Source organism: Fodinicola feengrottensis (assembly GCF_039530045.1).
Lineage (GTDB): Bacteria > Actinomycetota > Actinomycetes > Mycobacteriales > HKI-0501 > Fodinicola > Fodinicola feengrottensis.
Window position 1 is genome coordinate 96320 of the sequence record NZ_BAAANY010000020.1, and the last position, 20637, is coordinate 116956.

The 20637-nt window shown below is 66.9% G+C and carries 23 protein-coding genes; 13 read left to right on the forward strand and 10 right to left on the reverse strand.

All coding sequences use genetic code 11. The features are described 5' to 3' along the window. Positions 1–187 precede the first annotated feature (187 nt). Complete coding sequence (locus tag ABD301_RS24555) at positions 188–988, forward strand: nucleotidyltransferase domain-containing protein (RefSeq protein ID WP_163573702.1); 801 nt, start codon at positions 188–190, stop codon at positions 986–988. A 3-nt stretch (positions 989–991) separates the two neighbouring features. Here ABD301_RS24555 and ABD301_RS24560 read toward each other — a convergent pair whose 3' ends face one another. Next, on the reverse strand, positions 992–1657 hold the full coding sequence (locus ABD301_RS24560; RefSeq protein WP_344312834.1) for an AAA family ATPase: 666 nt from the start codon (positions 1655–1657) through the stop codon (positions 992–994). 184 nt (positions 1658–1841) lie between these two features. Between ABD301_RS24560 and ABD301_RS24565 the strand changes: the two genes are divergently transcribed. The 3 genes from ABD301_RS24565 to ABD301_RS24575 all read left to right on the forward strand — a co-directional run bounded on the left by ABD301_RS24565 (position 1842) and on the right by ABD301_RS24575 (position 3574). Beyond that, positions 1842–2483 (forward strand): CatB-related O-acetyltransferase, encoded by a 642-nt coding sequence (locus ABD301_RS24565; RefSeq protein WP_163573699.1) that lies wholly within the window; start codon positions 1842–1844, stop codon positions 2481–2483. Between the two features lie 78 nt (positions 2484–2561). Next, positions 2562–3038 carry an RrF2 family transcriptional regulator gene (locus tag ABD301_RS24570; protein ID WP_344312835.1) on the forward strand — a complete coding sequence of 159 codons (477 nt, stop codon included), beginning with the start codon at positions 2562–2564 and terminating at the stop codon, positions 3036–3038. Between the two features lie 128 nt (positions 3039–3166). Further along, the gene (locus ABD301_RS24575; protein WP_425551985.1) at positions 3167–3574 is read left to right on the forward strand and encodes a carboxymuconolactone decarboxylase family protein; all 408 of its coding nucleotides are present in this window, start codon (positions 3167–3169) and stop codon (positions 3572–3574) included. Positions 3575–3833: 259 nt separating this feature from the next. On the opposite strand, the gene ABD301_RS24580 is transcribed toward ABD301_RS24575, so the two are convergent. Beyond that, positions 3834–4223, reverse strand: a complete 390-nt coding sequence (locus ABD301_RS24580; RefSeq protein WP_344312837.1) for a hypothetical protein — start codon at positions 4221–4223, stop codon at positions 3834–3836. A 69-nt stretch (positions 4224–4292) separates the two neighbouring features. Between ABD301_RS24580 and ABD301_RS24585 the strand changes: the two genes are divergently transcribed. The 3 genes from ABD301_RS24585 (at position 4293) to rox (ending at position 7753) form a co-directional block, all read left to right on the forward strand. Continuing rightward, positions 4293–4949, forward strand: coding sequence for a maleylpyruvate isomerase N-terminal domain-containing protein (locus tag ABD301_RS24585; RefSeq protein WP_344312839.1), 657 nt, complete (start codon positions 4293–4295; stop codon positions 4947–4949). Continuing rightward, a complete protein-coding gene (locus tag ABD301_RS24590; RefSeq protein ID WP_163573696.1) occupies positions 4946–6109 on the forward strand; it encodes a hypothetical protein in 1164 nt (387 codons plus the stop codon). The genes ABD301_RS24585 and ABD301_RS24590 overlap by 4 nt, the downstream gene beginning before the upstream one ends. A 213-nt stretch (positions 6110–6322) precedes the next feature. Further along, complete coding sequence (gene rox / locus ABD301_RS24595) at positions 6323–7753, forward strand: rifampin monooxygenase (protein ID WP_163573695.1); 1431 nt, start codon at positions 6323–6325, stop codon at positions 7751–7753. A 25-nt stretch (positions 7754–7778) separates the two neighbouring features. On the opposite strand, the gene ABD301_RS24600 is transcribed toward rox, so the two are convergent. The 3 genes from ABD301_RS24600 to ABD301_RS24610 are packed head-to-tail and all read right to left on the reverse strand — an operon-like array spanning position 7779 to position 11115. Next, a complete protein-coding gene (locus ABD301_RS24600; protein ID WP_344312840.1) occupies positions 7779–10196 on the reverse strand; it encodes an ATP-binding cassette domain-containing protein in 2418 nt (805 codons plus the stop codon). A gap of 51 nt (positions 10197–10247) precedes the next feature. Beyond that, entirely contained in the window at positions 10248–10661 is a 414-nt protein-coding gene (locus ABD301_RS24605) for a VOC family protein (RefSeq protein ID WP_163573694.1), read from the reverse strand. 10 nt (positions 10662–10671) lie between these two features. After that, the gene (locus tag ABD301_RS24610) at positions 10672–11115 is read right to left on the reverse strand and encodes a helix-turn-helix transcriptional regulator (protein WP_344312841.1); all 444 of its coding nucleotides are present in this window, start codon (positions 11113–11115) and stop codon (positions 10672–10674) included. 91 nt (positions 11116–11206) lie between these two features. On the opposite strand from ABD301_RS24610, the gene ABD301_RS24615 reads away from it, so the two are divergent. From ABD301_RS24615 to ABD301_RS24630, 4 genes are read left to right on the forward strand one after another with little or no spacing between them, the layout of a single operon-like run. Beyond that, positions 11207–11869 (forward strand): TetR/AcrR family transcriptional regulator, encoded by a 663-nt coding sequence (locus ABD301_RS24615; RefSeq protein WP_344312842.1) that lies wholly within the window; start codon positions 11207–11209, stop codon positions 11867–11869. A gap of 1 nt (position 11870) precedes the next feature. Continuing rightward, positions 11871–12992, forward strand: a complete 1122-nt coding sequence (locus ABD301_RS24620) for an FAD-dependent oxidoreductase (RefSeq protein WP_344312843.1) — start codon at positions 11871–11873, stop codon at positions 12990–12992. A 37-nt stretch (positions 12993–13029) separates the two neighbouring features. Continuing rightward, positions 13030–13590: a TetR/AcrR family transcriptional regulator gene (locus ABD301_RS24625; RefSeq protein ID WP_344312844.1), complete on the forward strand. Its 561-nt coding sequence runs from the start codon at positions 13030–13032 to the stop codon at positions 13588–13590. A gap of 47 nt (positions 13591–13637) precedes the next feature. Further along, the gene (locus ABD301_RS24630; RefSeq protein WP_344312845.1) at positions 13638–14486 is read left to right on the forward strand and encodes an alpha/beta fold hydrolase; all 849 of its coding nucleotides are present in this window, start codon (positions 13638–13640) and stop codon (positions 14484–14486) included. On the opposite strand, the gene ABD301_RS24635 is transcribed toward ABD301_RS24630, so the two are convergent. The 3 genes from ABD301_RS24635 to ABD301_RS24645 form a co-directional block, all read right to left on the reverse strand. Beyond that, positions 14479–15321 carry an amidohydrolase family protein gene (locus ABD301_RS24635; protein WP_344312846.1) on the reverse strand — a complete coding sequence of 281 codons (843 nt, stop codon included), beginning with the start codon at positions 15319–15321 and terminating at the stop codon, positions 14479–14481. The genes ABD301_RS24630 and ABD301_RS24635 overlap by 8 nt on opposite strands. 65 nt (positions 15322–15386) lie before the next feature. Beyond that, positions 15387–15848 carry a Clp protease N-terminal domain-containing protein gene (locus ABD301_RS24640; protein WP_163573828.1) on the reverse strand — a complete coding sequence of 154 codons (462 nt, stop codon included), beginning with the start codon at positions 15846–15848 and terminating at the stop codon, positions 15387–15389. A 5-nt stretch (positions 15849–15853) separates the two neighbouring features. Further along, complete coding sequence (locus ABD301_RS24645) at positions 15854–16054, reverse strand: helix-turn-helix domain-containing protein (protein ID WP_425551976.1); 201 nt, start codon at positions 16052–16054, stop codon at positions 15854–15856. A gap of 52 nt (positions 16055–16106) precedes the next feature. Between ABD301_RS24645 and ABD301_RS24650 the strand changes: the two genes are divergently transcribed. After that, entirely contained in the window at positions 16107–17597 is a 1491-nt protein-coding gene (locus tag ABD301_RS24650; RefSeq protein ID WP_344312848.1) for an FAD-dependent monooxygenase, read from the forward strand. A 15-nt stretch (positions 17598–17612) separates the two neighbouring features. On the opposite strand, the gene ABD301_RS24655 is transcribed toward ABD301_RS24650, so the two are convergent. Further along, entirely contained in the window at positions 17613–18452 is an 840-nt protein-coding gene (locus ABD301_RS24655) for an LLM class flavin-dependent oxidoreductase (RefSeq protein WP_163573822.1), read from the reverse strand. A gap of 410 nt (positions 18453–18862) precedes the next feature. Between ABD301_RS24655 and ABD301_RS24660 the strand changes: the two genes are divergently transcribed. Then, a complete protein-coding gene (locus ABD301_RS24660) occupies positions 18863–20005 on the forward strand; it encodes a coiled-coil domain-containing protein (protein ID WP_344312849.1) in 1143 nt (380 codons plus the stop codon). A 53-nt stretch (positions 20006–20058) separates the two neighbouring features. On the opposite strand, the gene ABD301_RS24665 is transcribed toward ABD301_RS24660, so the two are convergent. Beyond that, positions 20059–20625, reverse strand: a complete 567-nt coding sequence (locus ABD301_RS24665; RefSeq protein WP_163573825.1) for a dihydrofolate reductase family protein — start codon at positions 20623–20625, stop codon at positions 20059–20061. Between the last annotated feature and the right edge of the window lie 12 nt (positions 20626–20637).

Genomic DNA, 20637 nt, shown 5'->3' on the forward strand with positions numbered 1-20637 from the left:
TGCGGGTGAGAGCTGCGGCACGTCGACCAAAGGTCGACTTAGTCGCTACGCCATGCGTACGACTGTCAGGCGAGCGTCCGCGATCACTCCCGAAGGTCCATAAGAACTGCAAACGCGCTGGTAGAGGCGTTGTAACCGGAAAACCGGTTGGCCGCACTGACGGCGACGGTGTACACCGAAAGGCACTATGTACGATCACACGTTCGATCCCGGCACGCGCGATGACCAGGCGCTGTGCGACCACGTCGCGGTGACGTTGGCAGGCCTGCCCGGGGTGCGGGCGGTCGCCCTGGGAGGTTCCCGGGCGGCCGGTACGCACCGGCCGGACAGCGACTGGGACTTCGCCGTCTACTACCGGGGCGGTTTCAACCCCGACGACCTGCGCGCGGTCGGCTGGCCCGGCGAGGTCAGCGACCTCGGTGGCTGGGGTGGGGGAGTCTTCAACGGTGGTGGCTGGATGGTGGTGGACGGCAGGCACGTCGATGTCCACTACCGCGACCTCGACGACGTCGAGCGCCGGCTGGCACAGGCCAAGGACGGCGTCTTCGACGTCGAGCAACTGATGTTCCATCTGGCCGGCGTGCCGACATACATCGTGGTCGCCGAACTCGCCCTCAATCGCGTTCTGCGCGGTCGACTGCCGCAGCCCCGCTATCCCGGTGCACTGAGCCGATCCGCGTACGACCGGTGGTCCGCTGACGCCGGTTTAACCTTGTCGTACGCACAGAACGCGCATGCCGTGAAGGGCCATGTCACCGAATCGGTGGGGGCGGTCGCGGTGGCCACCTGCCAAGCCGCGCACGCGATCATGGCGGCGCGCCGCGAATGGGTCACCAACGAGAAGACCCTCGTCGACCGGGCCAGGTTGCGGGACATCGACGACATCCTCGCGGCGGCGACCGCGGATCGGCTGACGGAAGTTGTCGAGCGGGCCTCGACCCTGCTCACCTCCGCGCTGGAACTGACCCAGCCAACACCGGAGGACTGAGTGTCAGGCCGTGAAGGTGATCCGGTCGATCGCGCTGGCCGCCGCCCGGTCCAGTACCAGGCACGACGTGGCATGGGCGAGGTCGGGATCGGTGAGCTCGCCGCTTGCCGGGACCATCTCCCGCCAGGCCCGCAGATGCCGCCCGAACGCCCGCCGCCGAACCCGTCGGTTGCGAGCCTGCTGACCGTCCAGCGCCACGTCCACCGGCACGTCGAGCAGGACATAGTGCACGCCGGCCGGACGCCGATATGACCATCGGGCGATCAACGCCCGCCACCAGCGCCGGGTGCCGCAATCGTGTACGACAACGGTGCCGTCACCGCGCAGCGCGGACCTTGCCCACAGAAGCGCGGTGAGATGGACGAGCGGCCGATAGAGCCAGTACGGCAGCCGGGTGCCGAGCAGCTGCCGCCACCAGTTCCGGGCCTGCTCGGAATCGACTACCCGGACTCCGCCGGTCGTGATGGCCGGCCCCGGTTCGGCGCCGGTCGTACCGAACAGGGCGTGCATCATCGTGCTCTTGCCCGCTCCGGGGATTCCCGCGATCACCACGACCGCCCCGGCCGGATAACGCAGGCCGGGCACCGCCACGGAACCACGCAAGTCCGTCTGGCCGTACGGCCGCAGCTCGATTTCGGTGAGCGGCGCCATCGCAGTCGTGACTCCCATGAAGAGTAAACGAACCATGGTCTAGAATTTGTTCCAAATTTGCTAAAGTATCGACCCCTCCCAGGTCTGCCGTTCCAGTGGGCGGTGTACGTACCCGATGCCCCTTTTGCTGCCCGGGCGGACTCGCCGCGATGGGGTTGAATAGGGCTTAAGTCCGTTCCCACTCGCCTGGAGTGCGTCCCGCATGAGTCCCGCGCCCGATCCCACCGTCCTGCACCCGATGCCTGGCCAGACGCGGGTCGTCCTGCTCAAGCCGTTGGTCACATCCGACTTGATCGAGGTGGGGGAGTTCTCGTACTACGACGACCCGGACGAGCCGACCGCGTTCGAGACCCGCAACGTGCTGTATCACTACGGGCCGGAGAAGCTGGTTATCGGCAAGTTCTGCGCGCTCGGTGAGGGCGTCCGGTTCATCATGAACGGCGCCAACCATCGGATGGACGGGCCGTCGACGTTCCCGTTCCCGATCATGGGCGGCTCCTGGTCCGAGCACTTCGACCTGATCACCGGCCTGCCTGGGCGCGGCGACACGGTTGTCGGCAACGACGTCTGGTTTGGCTATCGGACGACCGTGATGTCCGGCGTGCGGATCGGGCACGGCGCGATCATCGCTTCGGGTGCGGTTGTCGTGAACCACGTGCCCGATTACGGCATCGTCGGCGGCAATCCGGCGAAGCTGATCAGCACTCGCTACAGCGCCGCGGACGTGGCCCGGCTGCTCGCGGTGGCGTGGTGGGACTGGCCAGTCGAGCACATCGGCCAGCACCTGCCGGCGATCATGTCCGGCGGCATCGACGACCTCGAAGCCGCCACGCCAGCCGAATAGGGTTGCGCTCGGCAATCTGGACATCTAATATCCTGATTAAGCCGCTGGGGCTGATGAGGGCGGGTGCTGGAAATGCGGATGAGCCAGGGAGTTGAGTGGGCGGCGCACTGCTGCCTGCTGCTGGACTGGCTCGACGAGGGTCGGCCGGTGCCTACCGGCAAGCTGGCGGCGGCTTTCGAAGTGGCGCCTGCCTATCTGAACAAACAACTGCAGGCGCTCGTACGCGCCGACATTCTGGTGTCCACTGCCGGCGTCAGAGGCGGCTTCGAACTTGCCCGCCCACTGAACAAAATCACGTTGATGGACATCGTGGCCGCGATCGAAGGACCGGAAGACGCCTTCGAGTGCACCGAAATCCGAAAGCGCGGGCCCGGGTCCAGCACTCCTGAACGCATTCTGCGGATGCCCTGCCAGGTCACCACCGCCATGCGCAAGGCGGAGCTGCAGTGGCGGCGAGCACTGGCGGCCACCACCTTGGCGGACATTGGACACAATGTCGTACGACATGTGCCGAAGATCGCCGAGAACATGCAGCGCTGGTACGCCAGCGTGTGAGCTTTCACTGTCATAAGGATAAAGCTGTCTCGTTAATCAGGATATCAAATATCCAGTTTCAGAAGGAGTGCACTATGGAACGCCGCATGACCAACCTTCCCAAGCTCGCCGCCGGCGCGTTCAAGGCGATGTACCAACTGGAGGCATATCTGGCGCAGAGCCGGGTGCCACACTCCACCTTGGAGTTGGTCAAGCTGCGGGCCAGTCAGATCAACGGCTGCGGATTCTGCGTCGACATGCACAGTCATGACGCGAAGAAGGCGGGGGAGACCGACGAACGGCTATTCGCGGTCGCCGCCTGGCGCGACACGCCTTTCTTCACCGGCCACGAACGCGCCGCGCTGGCCCTGACCGAAGCCGCCACCCGGCTGCCTGACGGTGACGGCGTGGCGGACGAGGTCTGGGCGGCCGCCGCGGACCACTTCGACGAGGGAGCCCTCGCGGATCTGGTGATGGCGATCGCGGCCATCAATGCCTGGAACCGCATCAACGTCACAACTCGGAACCTCGCCGGATCCCTGCGCAAGTCCAACTAGCCGTACGTCTCGCTCGCGGGAGTGGGAGCTCACGCAGAGGTCGAGTCGGCGTGGCGTGCCAGGCGTCGGGTAAGCACCAGGGGGCCACTCGTGCGGCCAGCGGAGTCGGTCGTCATGACGGCGGCGTAGTCGTCCACTGCCGAGATAGAGGCCACGGTCTGGCGCCGGACCCTCAGGTGCCGGACGGCCAAGTCTGCGGCCACGAACCCAGCCGCCGTCGGGGAGTTGGATCGCCCCAGCTAGCCGCGCCAGTTCTCCATCAGGCGAGTTGGGCACCGCCCTCACCTGCGACTCGTGCGGCGATGGCGTCGACCAGCGGCCAGCCATCGATCTGCCTGGTGGTCGGCCACCCGTCTTGCATAGCCTCGTCGATCAAGGCCCGGACAGTGCCAGGCTTGTGCAGATTGACGACGACGCCGCCTTGCGCGTACACGGTCGCGGAGGGGCCATGACCATCGGCGACCAGGCGGTCAGGGCGCTGCTGGAAAACGATCAGCAGGCGTTCGGAGGGCTCGCCACGGTAAATCGTGAGAATCTCGCCGCAGTCCAGGAAATTGTTCCCGTCGCTGCGGTTCGCGTGCCGCAGCGACCAGAGGAAATCCTTACCATCGACCACCAAGCGGCGGATTTTCCTGTCGTTGCGGGACATCTTCGTATCCTGCCATGGGGCAGCGAAAAACAGGAGACCGGTGTGACGCCCCACTGTTAGCCTGCGGCCGTGGATCTCTTCTCTCGCTCCTGGATGGCGTTGCGTGCGGCGGTTGCCGGACTTTGTGAGGAGGATTTCGCGAAACCGTCCGGCTGTGCCGGCTGGCTCGTACGCGATCTGGTGTGTCATCTCGTCATCGACGCGCAGGACGTCCTCGTCACCCTGGTGACGCCGGCGGATGCTGAACCCACCAGGGACGCCATCACCTACTGGACGGTTTCCGGCGAGCCGCCGACCGGTGACGATCCGCTCGACGCGCTGATCGTCCGGCTGGCCGCCGCGTACCAGGACCCGGAGCTCCTGAAGTTCCACCTCGACGACGTCGCCTCAGCCGCCGGTCGCGCCGCCGAACTCGCCGACCCGAACCTGCGGGTGAGCACTCAAGAGATGGTGCTCACTGCGGGCGACTACCTCGGCGCGTGCGTCATCGAATGGACCCTGCACCACCTCGACCTGATCACGCACCTGCCGGCGATGGCCGAACCGCCCGCCGAGTCCCTTGCCCGGTCGCGCGCCATGCTGGAGCAGATCGCCGGAACGCCGTTCCCGGCGTCCTGGTCCGACAAGGACGTGCTGATGGTCGGGACCGGGCGGCGCGCTCCGGCGGACGCGGAGCGGACCGCCCTGGGGGAACTCGAACCGAAACTCCCGTTCGTCCTCGGATGACCGATTTGATGGGGGAGTCCGCGCTTGATGTCCTGTGGCTGTACGGGGCACCAGGGGTCGGCAAGACCACCGTGGCCTGGGAGCTTTTCCTTCAAATGGCCAGGGATGAGATCGCCACCGGCTATGTCGATATAGATCAGCTGGGGATGTGTTACGGCCCTCCGACACCGGGGAACTGGGCGCCTGAGCCTCACGATGATCCCGGTCGGCACCGGCTGAAGGCTCGTACGCTCAACGCTGTCGTCGCCAACTTCCAGGACGCGGGAGCCCGCTGCGTGATCGTGCCGGGGGTGACCGACGCGGTCCGCGGAGTGGAGACTGACCTGCTGCCACGCGCGCGGTTGACCACCTGCCGGCTACGCGCCGAGCCTGCCGAACTGCGCCGGCGGCTCGCTGCTCGTGGCCAGACGGGCGATTTCACCGCTGAAGTCGCGTACAGCGACGCCTTGGACCAGACCTTCGCCACCGACCCGTACGTCGACACGACTGAGCTCGCCGTGGCTGAGGTCGTCGACCAGATTCGGGCGCGAACCGGATGGCCAAGGCTGGCGACGCCGGTCGAGAGGCCGAGCGTCGCGGACTTCACGCCTGGCGAGATTCTCTGGCTGTGCGGGCCGCCCGCGGTCGGCAAGTCGACCGTGGGTTGGCAGGTTTATCAACAACTCCGCCAAACCGGGGTCAACGCCGCGTACGTCGACCTCGCCCAGATTGGCTTTCGCCGCCCGGAAACGGCCGGCAATCACCGGCTCAAGGCGGCGAACCTCGCTGCGGTGTGGCGGGGGTTTCGAGCAGGTGGAGCGCAGTGTCTGGTCGCCGTCGGACCACTTGAGCGGCCTGAACAGGTGACGCCGTACGTCGAGATGCTGCCAGCGGCCACGATCACGCTGTGCCAGCTGGGCGCCAGCCGGCAAACGCTGGCTGACCGGATCGTGCGGCGCGGCAACGGCGTCACGTCGACGGTGGGTTTGGCCGGCGACGAGTTGATCGGACAACCGCCAGAGCGACTACGCGAGATCGCTGATCAGGCGACACGGACCATGAACGCCCTGGACGGGCTGGGGAACGTACGGGTCGAGACCGACGACCGTCCCGCGGACGAGATCGCCGTGGAGGTCATTCAGGGCTGGTCACCTCTGAGCGATAACCACTACTTGACATAATGTTGCTTATCGACCAAGCGTGGGATGCGTAAAACATTGGACGGGTGATCCTCGGGCTTGTAGCTTGCACTGGACCGTGACACCGCACCAGGAGGTGAGTCCCATGAACGCTGTATCGATATGGGTGCTCTCTCTTCCCAGCACGGTCGGGCGATTGACGTAGGTGTCGCCGGGAGCGCCTCGACAACTAGGCATTCCTGAAAGGCAACACCTGTGGACTCTTTCGATGTGATCATTGTGGGCTGCGGGCCGACTGGCGCGACGCTGGCGGCCGAACTGCGGCTGCACGATGTGCGCGTACTCGTGCTGGAGAAGGAAACCGAGCCCAAGTCGTACGTCCGCATCGTCGGTCTGCATATTCGCAGTCTCGAGCTGATGGCGATGCGCGGACTGCTGGATCGCCTTCTCGAACGAGGAAGACGGCGTCCGGCCGGCGGATTTTTCGCCGCCATCGACAAACCCGCGCCCAAGGGCCTGGATTCCGCGCACGCCTATCTGCTGGGCATCCCGCAGCCGGCCATTGAACGCGTGCTCGAAGAACATGCGATCGAGCTGGGTGCGCAGGTCCGGCGTGGTTGCGCGATGGCCGATTTCGAGCAGGACGACGGGGGTGTCACCGTCACGCTGGCCGACGGCGACCAGCTGCGTACGCGCTATCTCGTCGGCTGTGATGGTGGGCGCAGTACGGTGCGCAAACTGCTCGGCGTCGGGTTCCCCGGCGAGCCCTCGCGGACCGACGCGCTGGTGGGCGAGATGAAAGTGGGTGTGCCGCAGGAGGAAATCACCGCCAAGGTGACCGAGATCCAGGAGACCCACAAGCCCTTCTGGCTCAGGCCCTTCGGCGGCGGAATCTATAGTGTTGTCCTCCCCGCCTCGGGAGTCAGCGATCGCGCGGAACCGCCCACCCTCGCGGATTTCCAACAGCAGTTGCGCACTATCGCCGGAACCGACTTCGGCGTGCACTCCCCGCGCTGGTTGTCCCGCTTCGGGGATGCCACCCGGCTGGCCGAACGTTATCTCCTCGGCCGGGTGCTGCTGGCCGGCGATGCCGCCCACATCCATCCCCCCACCGGCGGCCAGGGACTCAACCTGGGCGTTCAGGACGCCTTTAACCTCGGCTGGAAACTCGCCGGACAGATCCGCGGTTGGGCGCCGGAAACCCTGCTGGACACCTACCAGGCCGAACGTCATCCGGTCGCCGAGGAGGTGCTGGACAACACCCGCGCCCAGATGGAACTGCTGTCCACCGAACCGGGCCCGCAGGCCGTACGCAGGCTGCTCACCGAACTGATGGACTTCGACGAGGTGAACCGCTGTCTGATCGAGAAGATCACCGCGATCGGCATCCGCTACGACTTCGGCGAAGGCCCCGATCTGCTCGGCCGCCGCCTGCGCGACATCGACGTGAAACAGGGCCACCTCTACGACCTGCTGCATCGCGGCCGTGGCCTGCTGCTGGACCGCACTGAACGCCTGACCGTCGGCGGCTGGTCAGACCGGGTCGACTACCTCGCGGATCCCACAGCGGCACTGGACGTTCCGTGCATCCTGCTGCGCCCCGACGGCCACGTTGCCTGGATCGGAGACGAGCAGCAGGACCTGGACGACCACCTCTCCCGCTGGTTCGGCAACCCCGCGACCTGAGTTCGCTGGGATAACCGGAATTCTTCTAGCGTGCGGTGCGGCGAGCCGGCGCCTTCTTCACCGGGGCGCCCACGTACGCGGCGAGGTGTTGGCCGGTGAGGGTCGTACGAGCCGCGACGAGGTCGGCGGGGGTGCCCTCGAAGACGATCTGGCCGCCATCGTGGCCCGCGCCGGGACCGAGGTCGATGATCCAGTCGGCGTGCGCCATCACGGCCTGGTGGTGCTCGATGACGATGACCGATTTACCGGAGTCGACGAGCCGGTCCAGCAGGGCGAGCAGCTGCTCGACGTCCGCCAGGTGCAGGCCGGCCGTTGGTTCGTCGAGGACGTAGACGCCACCGGCTTCGGACATATGGGTGGCCAGCTTGAGCCGCTGCCGCTCGCCACCGGACAGGGTGGTGAGCGGCTGGCCGAGGCTGAGGTATCCCAGGCCCACGTCGGCGAGGTGTCCGAGGATCTTGTGGGCCGCTGGGATCCGGGCCTCGCCGGCGCCGAAGAACTCCTCGGCCTTGGTCACCGGCATGGTCAGCACCTGGCTGATGTCCTTGTCGCCGAGTTTGTAGTCCAGCACCTCGGCCTGGAACCGCTTGCCTTCACACACCTCGCAGAGGGTCGCCACCCCGGCCATCATCGCCAGGTCGGTGTAGACGACGCCGGCGCCGTTGCAGTTCGGGCAGGCGCCCTCGGAGTTGGCGCTGAACAGCGCCGGTTTGACGCCGTTCGCCTTCGCGAACGCCTTGCGGATGGGGTCCAGCAGCCCGGTGTACGTCGCCGGGTTACTCCGCCGCGAGCCACGGATCGGTCCCTGGTCGACCGACACCACGCCCTCGCGCCCCGCCACTGAGCCGGTGATCAGCGAGCTCTTGCCCGAGCCCGCCACGCCGGTGAGTACGGTCAGTACGCCCATCGGGATGTCGACGTTGACGTTGCGCAGGTTGTGGGTGTTGGCGCCACGCACCTCCATCGCGCCCGAAGGCGTACGCACCGACGGCTTCAGCGAGGCGCGATCGTCCAGATGCTGACCAGTGAGGGTCTTGCTGGCACGCAACTCCTCGACGGTGCCCTCGAAGACCACCTGCCCACCGTCGGTGCCCGCACGTGGGCCCAGGTCGACGGCGTGATCGGCGATCGCGATCGTCTCCGGCTTGTGCTCGACAACCAGCACCGTGTTGCCCTTGTCGCGCAGCTGCAGCAGCAGGTTGTTCATTCGTACGATGTCGTGCGGGTGCAGCCCGATCGTCGGCTCGTCGAAGACGTAGGTGACATCGGTGAGCGACGACCCGAGGTGACGGATCATCTTCGTACGCTGCGACTCGCCGCCCGACAGCGTGCCGGCCGGCCGATCGAGGCTGAGGTAGCCCAGCCCGATCTCGACGAACGAGTCGAGCGTCTCCCCCAACGCCACCAACAGGGGCGCCACGGATGGTTGTTTGAGGCCGCGTACCCACTCGGCGAGGTCGCTGATCTGCATCGCGCAGGCGTCGGCGATGCTGATGCCCTTGATCTTCGACGAGCGGGCTCCCTCACTCAGCCTGGTGCCGCCGCATTCGGGGCAGGTGGCGAAGGTGACCGCCCGCTCCACAAAGGCGCGGATATGCGGCTGCAGCGAGCTGACCTCCTTGGACAGCATCGACTTCTGGATCTTCGGGATCAGCCCTTCGTACGTCAGGTTGATGCCCTCGACCTTGATCTTGGTCGGCTCCTTGTAGAGCAGGTCGTTCAACTCTCGCTTGGTGAACCTGCGGATCGGCTTGTCCGGGTCGAAGAAGCCACAGCCGCCGAAGATGCGCCCGTACCAGCCGTCCATGCTGTAGCCGGGGATCGTCAGCGCGCCCTCGTTGAGTGACTTGCTGTCGTCGTACACCTGGGTGAGGTCGATGTCGTTGACCGAGCCCCGGCCCTCACAGCGCGGGCACATGCCGCCGGTGATGCTGAAGGCGCGCCGTTCCTTCACCGTCGCGCCGGCGCGTTGGATGGTGACCGCGCCGGCTCCGCTGATCGAGGCCACGTTGAAGGAGAACGCCTGTGGCGAGCCGATGTACGGCTTGCCGAGGCGGCTAAACAGGATCCTCAGCATCGCGTTCGCGTCGGTGGCGGTGCCGACGGTGGACCGCGGGTCGGCGCCCATTCGCTGCTGGTCGACGATGATCGCGGTGGTCAGGCCGTCGAGCACGTCCACGTCCGGCCGGCCCAGCGTCGGCATGAATCCCTGTACGAACGCGCTGTACGTCTCGTTGATCAGCCGCTGCGATTCGGCCGCGATCGTACCGAAGACCAGCGAACTCTTGCCCGAGCCGGAGACGCCGGTGAACACCGTCAGCCGGCGCTTGGGGAGGTCGACGCTGACGTCCTTGAGGTTGTTCACCCGCGCCCCGGTGACGCGGATCAGATCGTGGCTGTCAGCGGCGTGCTGCCCCGGCGACGGCGTCTTTGCCCTGGTCATCGTTCTCCATCTGTGGCTTGGTCCAGCGAAGGTTCTAGCGGTTCCAGTTCACTACGAGGGCGTTTCCTGGATACGGATCATGTTGCCAGCGGGGTCGCGGACGGCGCAGTCCCGCACGCCGTACGGCTGCTGGGTCGGCTCCTGGACAACGTCGGCGTCGCTGGCCTGGAGCTTCTCGAAAGCGCCGTCGAGGTCTTTGGTGGCCAACAGCAGCGTGCCGTACGTGCCCTTGGCCATCATCTCGGTGATGGTGCGCCGCTCGTCCTCGGTGAGTCCGGGACTCGCCGCCGGCGGGTAGAGAACGACGTTCGTGCCGGGCTGGCCGGCTGGACCGACGGTGATCCAGTGCATGCCGTTGAAACCGACGTCGTTGCGGATCTCGAAGTCGAGCACATCGCGGTAGAAGGCGATGGCGGCGTCGGGATCGTCCTGTGGGAGGAAGCTGGAGTGAATGGTGATGTCCATGGCGACCAGGCTATTTGCGGCTCGCGGACCGCGCTTCTCGATTCCTGATCGGTCTGGTGACTTGTTTTGCCACACACGCCGGCATCCCGCTGGTCGCGCTCGCCGCGTCCCGCCGATACACACTCGGCGGCACTCCGACCAACTCGGTGAACCGGGTGCTGAAGGTGCCCAGCGACGAGCAGCCGACCGCGAAGCAGACATCGGTGACGCTCAGGTCGCCGCGGCGCAGCAGCGCCATCGCCCGCTCGATGCGCCGCGTCATCAGATACGCGTACGGCGACTCGCCGTACGCCTGCCGGAACTCGCGGCTGAGGTGCCCGGCCGACATGTGCGCGTCCCGGGCGAGCGCCTCCACATCCAGCGGCTGTGCGTACTCCCGGTCAATCCGATCTCGGACCCGGCGAAGGCGCGCGAGGTCGCGCAGGTGTTGCGCCGAGGCGCCGGTGCTGGTCACGTGCAAGATGGTGCCACATCTGCACGGTTCGTATGACAGGTCACACGCTGACGAACTTGTTCGTTACGAACATGTTCGTCAGAGTGTGCCTATGCCACCGAGGAGCCGCAGAGATCGTCCGGCCAAGCCAGCGCTGACGCGTGAGTCGATCGTTGGTACGGCCGTCATGCTGATGGGCGCTGAGGGTCTGAACCGGGTCACCATGCGGCGACTGGCTCAGGAACTCGACACCGGTGCGGCGTCTCTTTACGTGTACGTACGCAACACCGCCGAGCTGCACGCCGCGATCCTCGACGACTTGCTCGGTGGCCTCGATCTGAGTCCGGTCAAGGCGGCCGGCGACTGGCGGACGCGGCTGGAGACGATCCTGCGCTCGTACACCGCGCTGCTCCTTGAGCATCCGGGTCTGGCCCAGTCGGCGCTGGTGGCCCGACCATCCGGCCCGAACTACCTCGACCTGTGCGAGGCGTTGCTCGCGCTGTTGCACCAGGGTGGCGTGCCTGTCGGGCAGGCCGCCTGGGGTCTTGACCTGCTGCTCCAGCTCGGGACGGCGACGGCCGCTGAGCACGCGATCGAGGCGCCGGACGAAGACTGGCGTGCATTGGACTCAGCCGTACGAGACATCTCCCCCGCGACTCATCCCCATCTCGCCGCGATCGGCGCGGATCTGCTGTCCGGCCCGCCGCAGGCCCGACTGTCGTGGGGCCTTCAGGCCGTCATCGACGGCACACTGCACACGTTAAGGGAGCACTGACATGACCTCGATAACCATCATTGGCGCCGGCCTCGGCGGCCTGACGCTGGCCCGGATCCTGCACCTGCACGGGATCCAAGCGACTGTGTACGAACTGGAGCCGTCGCCTCAGGCGCGGGCACAGGGCGGCATGCTGGACATCCACGACGACACCGGTCAGATCGCGTTGCGCGCGGCAGACCTTTACCACGAGTTCCGCGCCCTCGTACACGAAGGCGGCGAAGCCACGCGCGTCCTCGACAAGCACGGAACTGTTCTGCTGGACGAAAAAGAGGACGGCGACCGGGGTCGGCCCGAGGTCAACCGCCGCGCGCTGCGCGAGCTTCTCATCGGTTCGCTGCCCGCCGGGATGATCCGGTGGGGCATCAAGGTCGCCGGCGCTCGTACGCTCGCCGACGGCCGTCACGAGGTGACTTTCGCCGACGGATCCTCCCTCATCACGGACTTGCTGATCGGCGCCGACGGCGCCTGGTCCAAGGTGCGCCCGCTGGTTTCCGCAGCCTGGCCCACTTACACCGGCATTTCTTTCGTCGAAACGCACCTGAACGATGCTGATGACCGCCATCCCGGCAGTGCCGCGGTGGTCGGCGGCGGAATGCTGTTCGCACTCGCTCAAGACCAGGGTTTTCTGGCGCACCGCGACAGCAACGGCTGCCTCGACATCTACTGCGCCTTGCGTACGGCCGAAAACTGGGCCGCCGGCATCACGGATCAAGACGTGGCCAAGGCATTTGTGTTGGCTTCCTTTCACGATTGGGACGAGCAGCTGCGCGCACTCGTCGCCGACTCAGACGACGCGCTAGTCCCCCGGGCGATCTACGCGTTGCCGGTTGGCCATCGTTGGGATCGCGTGCCGGGGGTGACGCTGCTGGGCGATGCCGCCCACCTGATGTCGCCTTTTGCCGGCGAGGGCGCCAATCTTGCGATGTTCGACAGCGCCGAGCTGGCGGCGGCGATCGTCGCGCACCCAGACGACATCGAGAAGGCGCTGTCCACGTACGAAGAAGCGCTGTTCCCGCGCAGCGCGGCGTCCGCCGCGGAATCCGCGAACAACCTGGAGCTCTGCTTTGGCCCGGGCTCGCCTGGCAAGCTGCTCGATCTGTTCGCCGACCATTCCCGGTAGGGTAACTGGGGGAAACCCCAGTTACCCTCGGAGTGTCATGTCAACCGCCAGCCCTCGTCGCAGAGCCGATGCGCAACGCAACTACGACCTACTGCTTGCCACCGCCAAAGAGGTCTTCGGCGAGCATGGCGCGGACGCGCCGCTGGACGAGGTCGCGCGACGAGCCGGCATCGGCAACGCGACGATGTACAGGCACTTCCCCACCCGGCGAGACCTGCTGGTCGCGGTCTACGCCGACGAGGTCACGGCGTTGTGCGCGCGCGGCGAGGCGTTGCTGGTGGCGGACTCCCCCGGCGACGCACTTTTCCAGTGGTTGCGGTCTTTCATCGCACATGTCGTCACCAAGCAGGACCTCGCGCGGTCGCTCATGGCGGGCCCAGCGGGCCTGCACTCGGAGCGCTTCGGGCAGTGGCACGACGCCATGCTCTCGACCGCCGGGTCCCTGCTCGTACGGGCGCAGGAGGCCGGGGACGTACGAGCCGACCTGCCGGTTCGGGACGTGTTGTGGCTGGCCAACGGCATCGCGTTGACTGGCGCGGATGATGAGCGGGCCGTACGGCTGCTCCGGTTGGTACGAGACGGTGCCGCCAACCGATGACTTTCCAATGCTCGTCTGGTCTGTAGGAGAACGACCTAAGGAGCAGCATGCCGGAGCAGATCCTCCCAGTCCGCGGTGTCGACCTCTGTGTCGAGACATTCGGTGAGCCGGCCGCGCCGCCGATCCTGCTGATCATGGGCGCGACCGCTTCGATGGACTGGTGGCTGACGGACTTCTGCCACCGGCTGGCCGAGGGCGGCCGGTACGTGGTGCGCTACGACCACCGGGACACCGGCCGGTCCGCGCACGACCCAGCGGGGGCACCGACGTACCAGTCCAGTGACCTCGTCGCCGATCCGATGGGGATCCTGGATGCCTTGGGAACAGCCAAAGCGCACGTCGTCGGGTTCTCCATGGGCGGCGCGATCGCCCAGCAGCTCGCGCTCGATCACGCCGACCGGCTGACCTCGGTGACGTTCATGTCGACGACGGCCGGTCCTGGCGACGCCGACCTTCCGCCGATGTCGCCCGAGCTGAAGGCGAGCTTCGCCGAGGCCGCCGCGCCGCCGGACTGGACCGACCGCTCGGCCGTCATTGAGTCCGTTGTACGGGACCAGCAGCTGGTGGCCGGCCAATCGCTGCCCTTCGACGAACCGGCCGCGCGAGCCCTCGCCGTCCAGGTTTTCGATCGTACGAAGAACATGGCGGCCGGTCAGAACCACTGGATGCTCGAAGGCGGCGCCAGTCAGCGGCACCGGCTCGCGGAGATTTCGTTGCCAACGCTGGTCATGCACGGCACCGAGGACCCACTTTTCCCCTACGGACACGGTGTCGCGCTGGCCCGCGAGATCCGCGCCGCGCGGTTGGTGCCGCTGGAGGGCGCCGGCCATGAACTTCCGCGCCCCTGCTGGGATGTGGCGATCGAGGCGATCCTCGCACACACCGCCGTCAGGTAAGGCCCAGCAGCGGCAGGGCGTCGCGGTGAATGAGGGACTCGACAGCCGAGGCGTCGAGTCCGTGCAGGCCCTTGGGGCTTTCGACCTGGGCGACGGAGCGCAGGCCTTCGACGGTCTCGTTGACCGTGGTGAACGGGTAGTCGGTGCCGAAGAGCAGCTTGTCCCACACGCCGTACTCCTGCACCAACATCAACGCGCGCCACAGCTGGAACGGCCGATAGACCAGCGCCGACACGTCCGCGTACACATGTGGGTGCTTGCGGATGACGGCGATGCACTCCCCTTCGTACGGGTGCCCGAGGTGCGCGAGGATCATCCGCAGCTCCGGGAACCGGGTCGCGACCGGGTCGAGCAGAGCCGGCCTGGCGTAGGCGATCGGGGCCTGCGAGACGAAAGTCGTACCGGTGTGCAGCAAGACGGGCAGCTGGTTCTCCTGCGCGTACGCCCACAGGGGGTCGCAGAACTCGTCGCCCGGGTCGAAACCGGCGTACATCGGCATCAGCTTGATCCCGCGCAGGCCCAGCGACCGGTGCGCTACCCGCATCTCGTCCTGCCAGCCTGGCTGGGTGGGGTCCAGCGCCATGAAACCGATCAACCGGTCGGGCTGGTCCGCGATGTACTCGGCGACCATCTCGTCCGGCACCCACTGGCCGGAAAGCCGTGCCTTGGCACCGAAAACGATGGTCCGAGTGTCCACCGGCGCGGTGGCCAGGTAGTCCTCCCAGCGCACCCGCAGGTCCACCGGCTCGGTGCGGGACCGAGACGACTGGGCCACGAAGGACTCGCTGAAATGGCTGTGATCACGGAAGAAGTGGCTGTGTACGTCGATGATCACGCGGATGGTCCTCTCCAGGCCGGAATCAACAGAATCCTAACTGTGTCTCCGGGATGTCGAAAGGATCACCCCAGGCGGTCCCGTACGACCACGCCGTCGACACCGAGCGCTGCCAGCAGGTCCGCGGCCGGGTCGGGCGAGCGGCTTTCCAGCAGAGTGAGCAACAGCTGTCTCGGGGCGAGTCGACGCGTTCTCATCGTGGTCGCGCCGACAGCCGCGGCGAGGGCAGCCCGGGCGGCGGAGGTGAGCGGCGGGCGCTTGCCCAGCGGCTTGACGCTCACCGGGGGGAAGTCCGCCACGTCGATGCCGATCGATCCTAATGCGGCCTTGTCCAGTGACTGCAACGCTGCGCGAGCGGTCGCCAGGTCCACGTTGAGCGCCCGCGCTGGCGGGGTGTCCGGGGCGCTCAGCAGACCGAGGACCAGGTGTTCGGTGCCCGTCCGGCGATCCCCTCGCCGGCGTGCCTCGTCCAGGGCCGCCTTCACGACGACGCTGAACGGATGTCTTGCGGTGGACTGATCGGCCATGTCACTCACTTCCCGTGTTTGGTGTGGACGGACTGGCGGGACACGCCGAGGGCGTCTCCGATCTGCTCCCACGACCACCCCTGTTCGCGGGCGCGGGTCACCGCGGCGGCCTCCACCTGCTCGGCGAGCCGGTGCAACGCGCCGACGGCGCGAAGGGCCACGGCCGGGTCGGTCGAACGGATGCGCTCGGCGAGGTCACTGTCCATGTCCGTCAGTTTGGGGTGACAGCGGCCATCTGTCAACCCAAACTGACAAGTGATGTCAATCCAAACTGACAGGTTGGTGACGGCAATGGACGTGGTGGTTTGTGGCGCCGGGCCGGTCGGCCTGATGCTCAGTTGCGAGTTGGCGCTGGCCGACATATCGGTAGTGGTGTTGGAAAAACGGCTGGAGAACAGTGTCGTGCCACGGGCCAACGGGATAGTTGGTCAACCCGTACGACTGCTCGAGCTGCGAGGTCTGCTAGCCGGTTTCAGCGCCGGCAGATATGCCGGTCCAGTGCCGTCGTATCCGTTCGGCGATGTGCTGATGGACCTCTCCCTTATTCCAGACGTCCGGCTGCCGGCATTGCTGATCCCGCAGCCGGAGCTAGAGAGGCTGCTGGCCGATCGGGCCGTCGAGCTCGGAGCGACCATCCGGCGCGGCCACGAGGTAACGGCTTTCTCGCAGAGCGCCGACCGGGTGACGGTGCAAGTCCGACAGGACGATGACTCGTACGAGCTGAGCCCGCGCTATCTGGTCGGATGCGACGGCGGGCACAGTGTCGTACGCCAACAGGCTGGCATCGCGTTTCCCGGCTCGGCGGACCCGGAGGTGCTCCGGATGGGCCACTTCCGGGCGCCCGAGGCCGCCGGGCTGTATACGAATGCGGGCCTCGACGTGCCGGGCTTCGGGAGACTCCAACGCGGCTGGAACCGGACGCCCCGAGGAGCGGTGCTGGCGATGTCCCTACAGCCTGGAGTGGTGATCGCCGGCGTACGCGAGCCCGGTGAAGCGCCGCGGGACAAGGCCTCGTTGACGTTGCCTGAGCTGCAGGCCAGTGCCCGCCGCGTGCTGGGTGGCGAGCTACCGCTGGGCGAGCCGATCTGGCTGTCCCAGGTGGTCGTCCAGGGCCGCCTCGCGCAGCGGTACCGGGACGGCCGGGTCTTCCTCGCCGGAGACGCGGCGCACCTGTTCCCAGCCGGCGGCGCGCTCACCGTCGGGCTGCCGGACGCGGTCAACCTCGGCTGGAAACTCGCGGCCGCGCTGATCGACAGAGCCGACCTGCTCGACACGTACGAGGCCGAACGCCGTCCCATCGCCAAACGCGCACTGCTGCAGACCCGCGCGCAGGCCGCGCTCACCCAGGCGGCTGGCGACAACGGCGTGGCGCTGCGGGAGTTGCTGGGCGAACTTCTCACGTACGCGGGGCCGCTGCGCCACCTCGTCGCACTTATGGACGGCTCAGATCGCCGGTTCGACACGATCCCCGGCGGACACCCGCTCACCGGCCGATTCGTCCCCGCCCTGCCCCTGAAATCCTTCCTGCGGAACGGAAAGCCGATTCTCCTCGACCTCGCGGACCGGCCAGCCGTACGGGCCATCGCCGACGGTTGGCCCGTCGAAGTGGTCATTCGCCCGTACGACGCCCGCCCAACGGCCGCCCTGCTGGTCCGTCCAGATGGCTATGTCGCGTGGGCCGGCGACGAACGTGACCTCGATGGCCTCCATGCCGCCGTCGCCCGCTGGTGCCTTCCGTACCCACCCTGACGTTCGCATCGACGGTCAGGGGAAGAGGGTGCCGACGGCCTTGTCGAAGATCGGGCGCTCGGCGGGTTTCGGGGCGTAGCAGACGATCTCGGTGAACCCGATCGCCTGGTAGCGCTCGGTGATCTGGGCCAGTGCGTCCGGGCTGGCCCAGGGATTGACCGAGCCGTACGCGAGCAGGATGCGGCGGACCGAGGCGGGGTCGCGGTTGGCGTCCGTACACAACTGGTCCAGCTTGTCGGCGCGCTCGACAGAGGCTTGGTAGAACTCTTCCTCGGTAGCCGCGCCGGTGAAGGTCACCCAGGCGTCGCCATAGGTGGCGGCCACCGCGAGGGCGCGCGGCCCGTTGGCGGCCACGAGCAGCGGGATGCGGTCCTGCACCGGGCCAGGGCTCATCGCCGCGTCGCGGTAGCTGTAGTACGCCCCGGAGTGGTCGCTGGTATCGCCACCCAACAGTCGGTCGACGCTGCCCACGAACTCGGCCAAGCGGTCGGCGCGCTCGGGGCCCGGCCAGTACGGCACGCCGGCCATCGCGTGGTCGGCCGGCCACAGCCCGGAGCCGATGCCGAGCTCGAACCGGCCACCGCTGATGTGGTCGAGGGTCACCGCCTGCTTCGCCAACGGGGCCGGCTGTCGGTACGCGAGGTTCGCGATCAACAGGCCGATCTGGATGTCGACGGTGGTCGCCGCCCACGCGGCGAGCAGTGTCGGACCGTCATGCACCGCGATGGCGGCGTCTCGGGAATTGCGCAGGTTGTCGCCGGTCCACAGGCTGTGGAATCCGGCGTCCTCGGCGATGCCGGCCCACTGCGTAGCCTCCGGCCAGGTGCCGGGATTGACCTTCAAGCCGTATCGCATGCGGTCCCACCATTCGTACGGGCGATGAACGGAACCAACCCTAGGGACGCCCGCTGGCGATCGCCATGTCGACCCGGGACACTGCTCGAAAACCCGCAAGCCGTTATGTCGGTGGAAAAATGCGGCTACGACATTTTTCCCATGTATTTAACGCATGCGTGACGGGGATGTCACAGAATGGCCACGCGTAAATGTGATGGCAAAATGTCGGAATTCTGCTCCAGAGAGCGAAATCTACATATAGATAGTCCGACTTCGGCTCTCGGTACGATCAACCGATCTGGCCAATGCCGTCAGCAACCGATCGATTACGCCGTAAGCGTGAACGCCCCGGTTGGCTGTGGTGGTGACCTGCACACGACAGTGGCGTCGGAGCGGCGCCAGTGAAGCGACTGCCCTGGAGGGTATGCATGTCCGAGCACCGGACTGAACTGATCCCGATGCAGGAAAAACCGGGCACCTTCGATGTGGTGCTGCGAGGTTTCGACCGTAATCAGGTGACCACGGCATTCCAGCGGATCGAGACGCAGTACCGATCCACGGCCGCGGACCGGGACGGCGCGCTCGGTCGGCTCGAGGACGCCCGCCAGCAGCTGCGGGACGCCCAGACCGAGAATGAGGAACTGCACGAGAAGCTCAAGACCGCGAAGGCCCCGACGTACGAGTCGCTCGGTGCCCGGGTCGGCCAGATCCTCGGCATCGCCGATGACGAGGCCAAGGAGATCCTGCGCAAGGCCAAGGAGGTCGGCATCCAGGCCGACTCCCGCGACAAGATCGCCCGCGACAAGGCCGACGCCATCACCGCCGCCGCCGACCAGCGCGCGACCAAGCTGATCGGCGACGCGGAGAAGTCCGCCGCCGCCAAGACGGCCGCCGCCGACAAATACGCCACCGAGAAGCGCAGCACCGTCGACAAGTACGTCGCCGAGACGACGACCGCGGTGGACAAGGCGGCCCGGGAGAAGACCGCCGCGGCCGAGAAGAGCGCCGCGGACAAGATCGCCGCCGCCGACACCGCGGCCGCCGAGAAGCTGGCCGCCGCCCGCAAGGCACACCAGGACCTGCAGCAGCAGTTCGACACCTCGATGGCACGCCGCCGCGATGAGGCGCAGAAGGTCCACGAGGACCGCGAGAAGGCGTCCGTCACCGAGGGCACCCAGCGGGTCGAGAAGGCCAAGGCGGAGGCCGCGAAACTGCTGGCCGACACCCAGAAGCAGGCCGACCAGCTGCGGGCCACCGCGAAGGCCGAGTCGGACCGGATCATCGCGCACGCCAAATCGGTCGTCGAGCAGTTGATGAACGTACGAGCGACGCTCGTCGGCCAGTTCGGGTCCGTACGGGAGATCCTGCAGACCGTCCCGGACGCGCTCGGAGACGAGCCCACCGACGTACTCGACAAGAACGCGGCCGCCGCGGCCAACAAGCCAGCGACTCCGGTTACCCCCGCCGCGCCGGCCCGGCCCGCTGCGTCCCGTCCAGCCCCCACTGCCCCGACCCAGGCTGCTCCCCCTGCCCAGACAACTCCAACTACCGCGACCCAGAACGGCCGCTAGACCGCTTCGGGAGGTCACGAAACGGCGCGCTGGCTGTCCAGCGCGCCGTTTCGTCACGCTCGACGGTCTAATGTCCTGACATCCGTCTCGTAGGTCAGCTTCACGATCTTCGAGAAGGTCTTGACGGCGGCGAGTCTCAGCTTGGCGTCTTGACCCTCTCGAAAGAGCTGCTTCCCGCTACCTGCCATAAAGGGGTAGATGGCGAGGTCGATGACATCGATCAGCCATTCCCTCAGTAGCGTCTCTCCCAGCAGGCCGTGGCCCATGAGCAGCAGGTTTCCCCCTTCCTGTTGCTTGAGTCGGGCAACCTCGGCGACGGCATCGCCGCCGATGATGGTGGGGTTACCCCAGCCGGCCGTCACCAACGACGAGCTGAAGACATACTTCGGGATGGCGGTGAGCCGGTCGGCCCACATCGGTTTGTGCGCCCCACCGCCGCCGTAGAGCCCCGCGAACGCCTGGTAGGTGCGGCGGCCGAACAGCATCGCGTCGCATGCGTTCAGCAAGCCCAAACCGTCGCGCAGGTACGCCTCGTCCTGATACTCGCCGACGCCCATCCCTACCGGGTCTTCGAAGACGCCGTCCGCCGAAACCAGGACGTACTCGATCACCTTCCGCACAACGCTGACCTC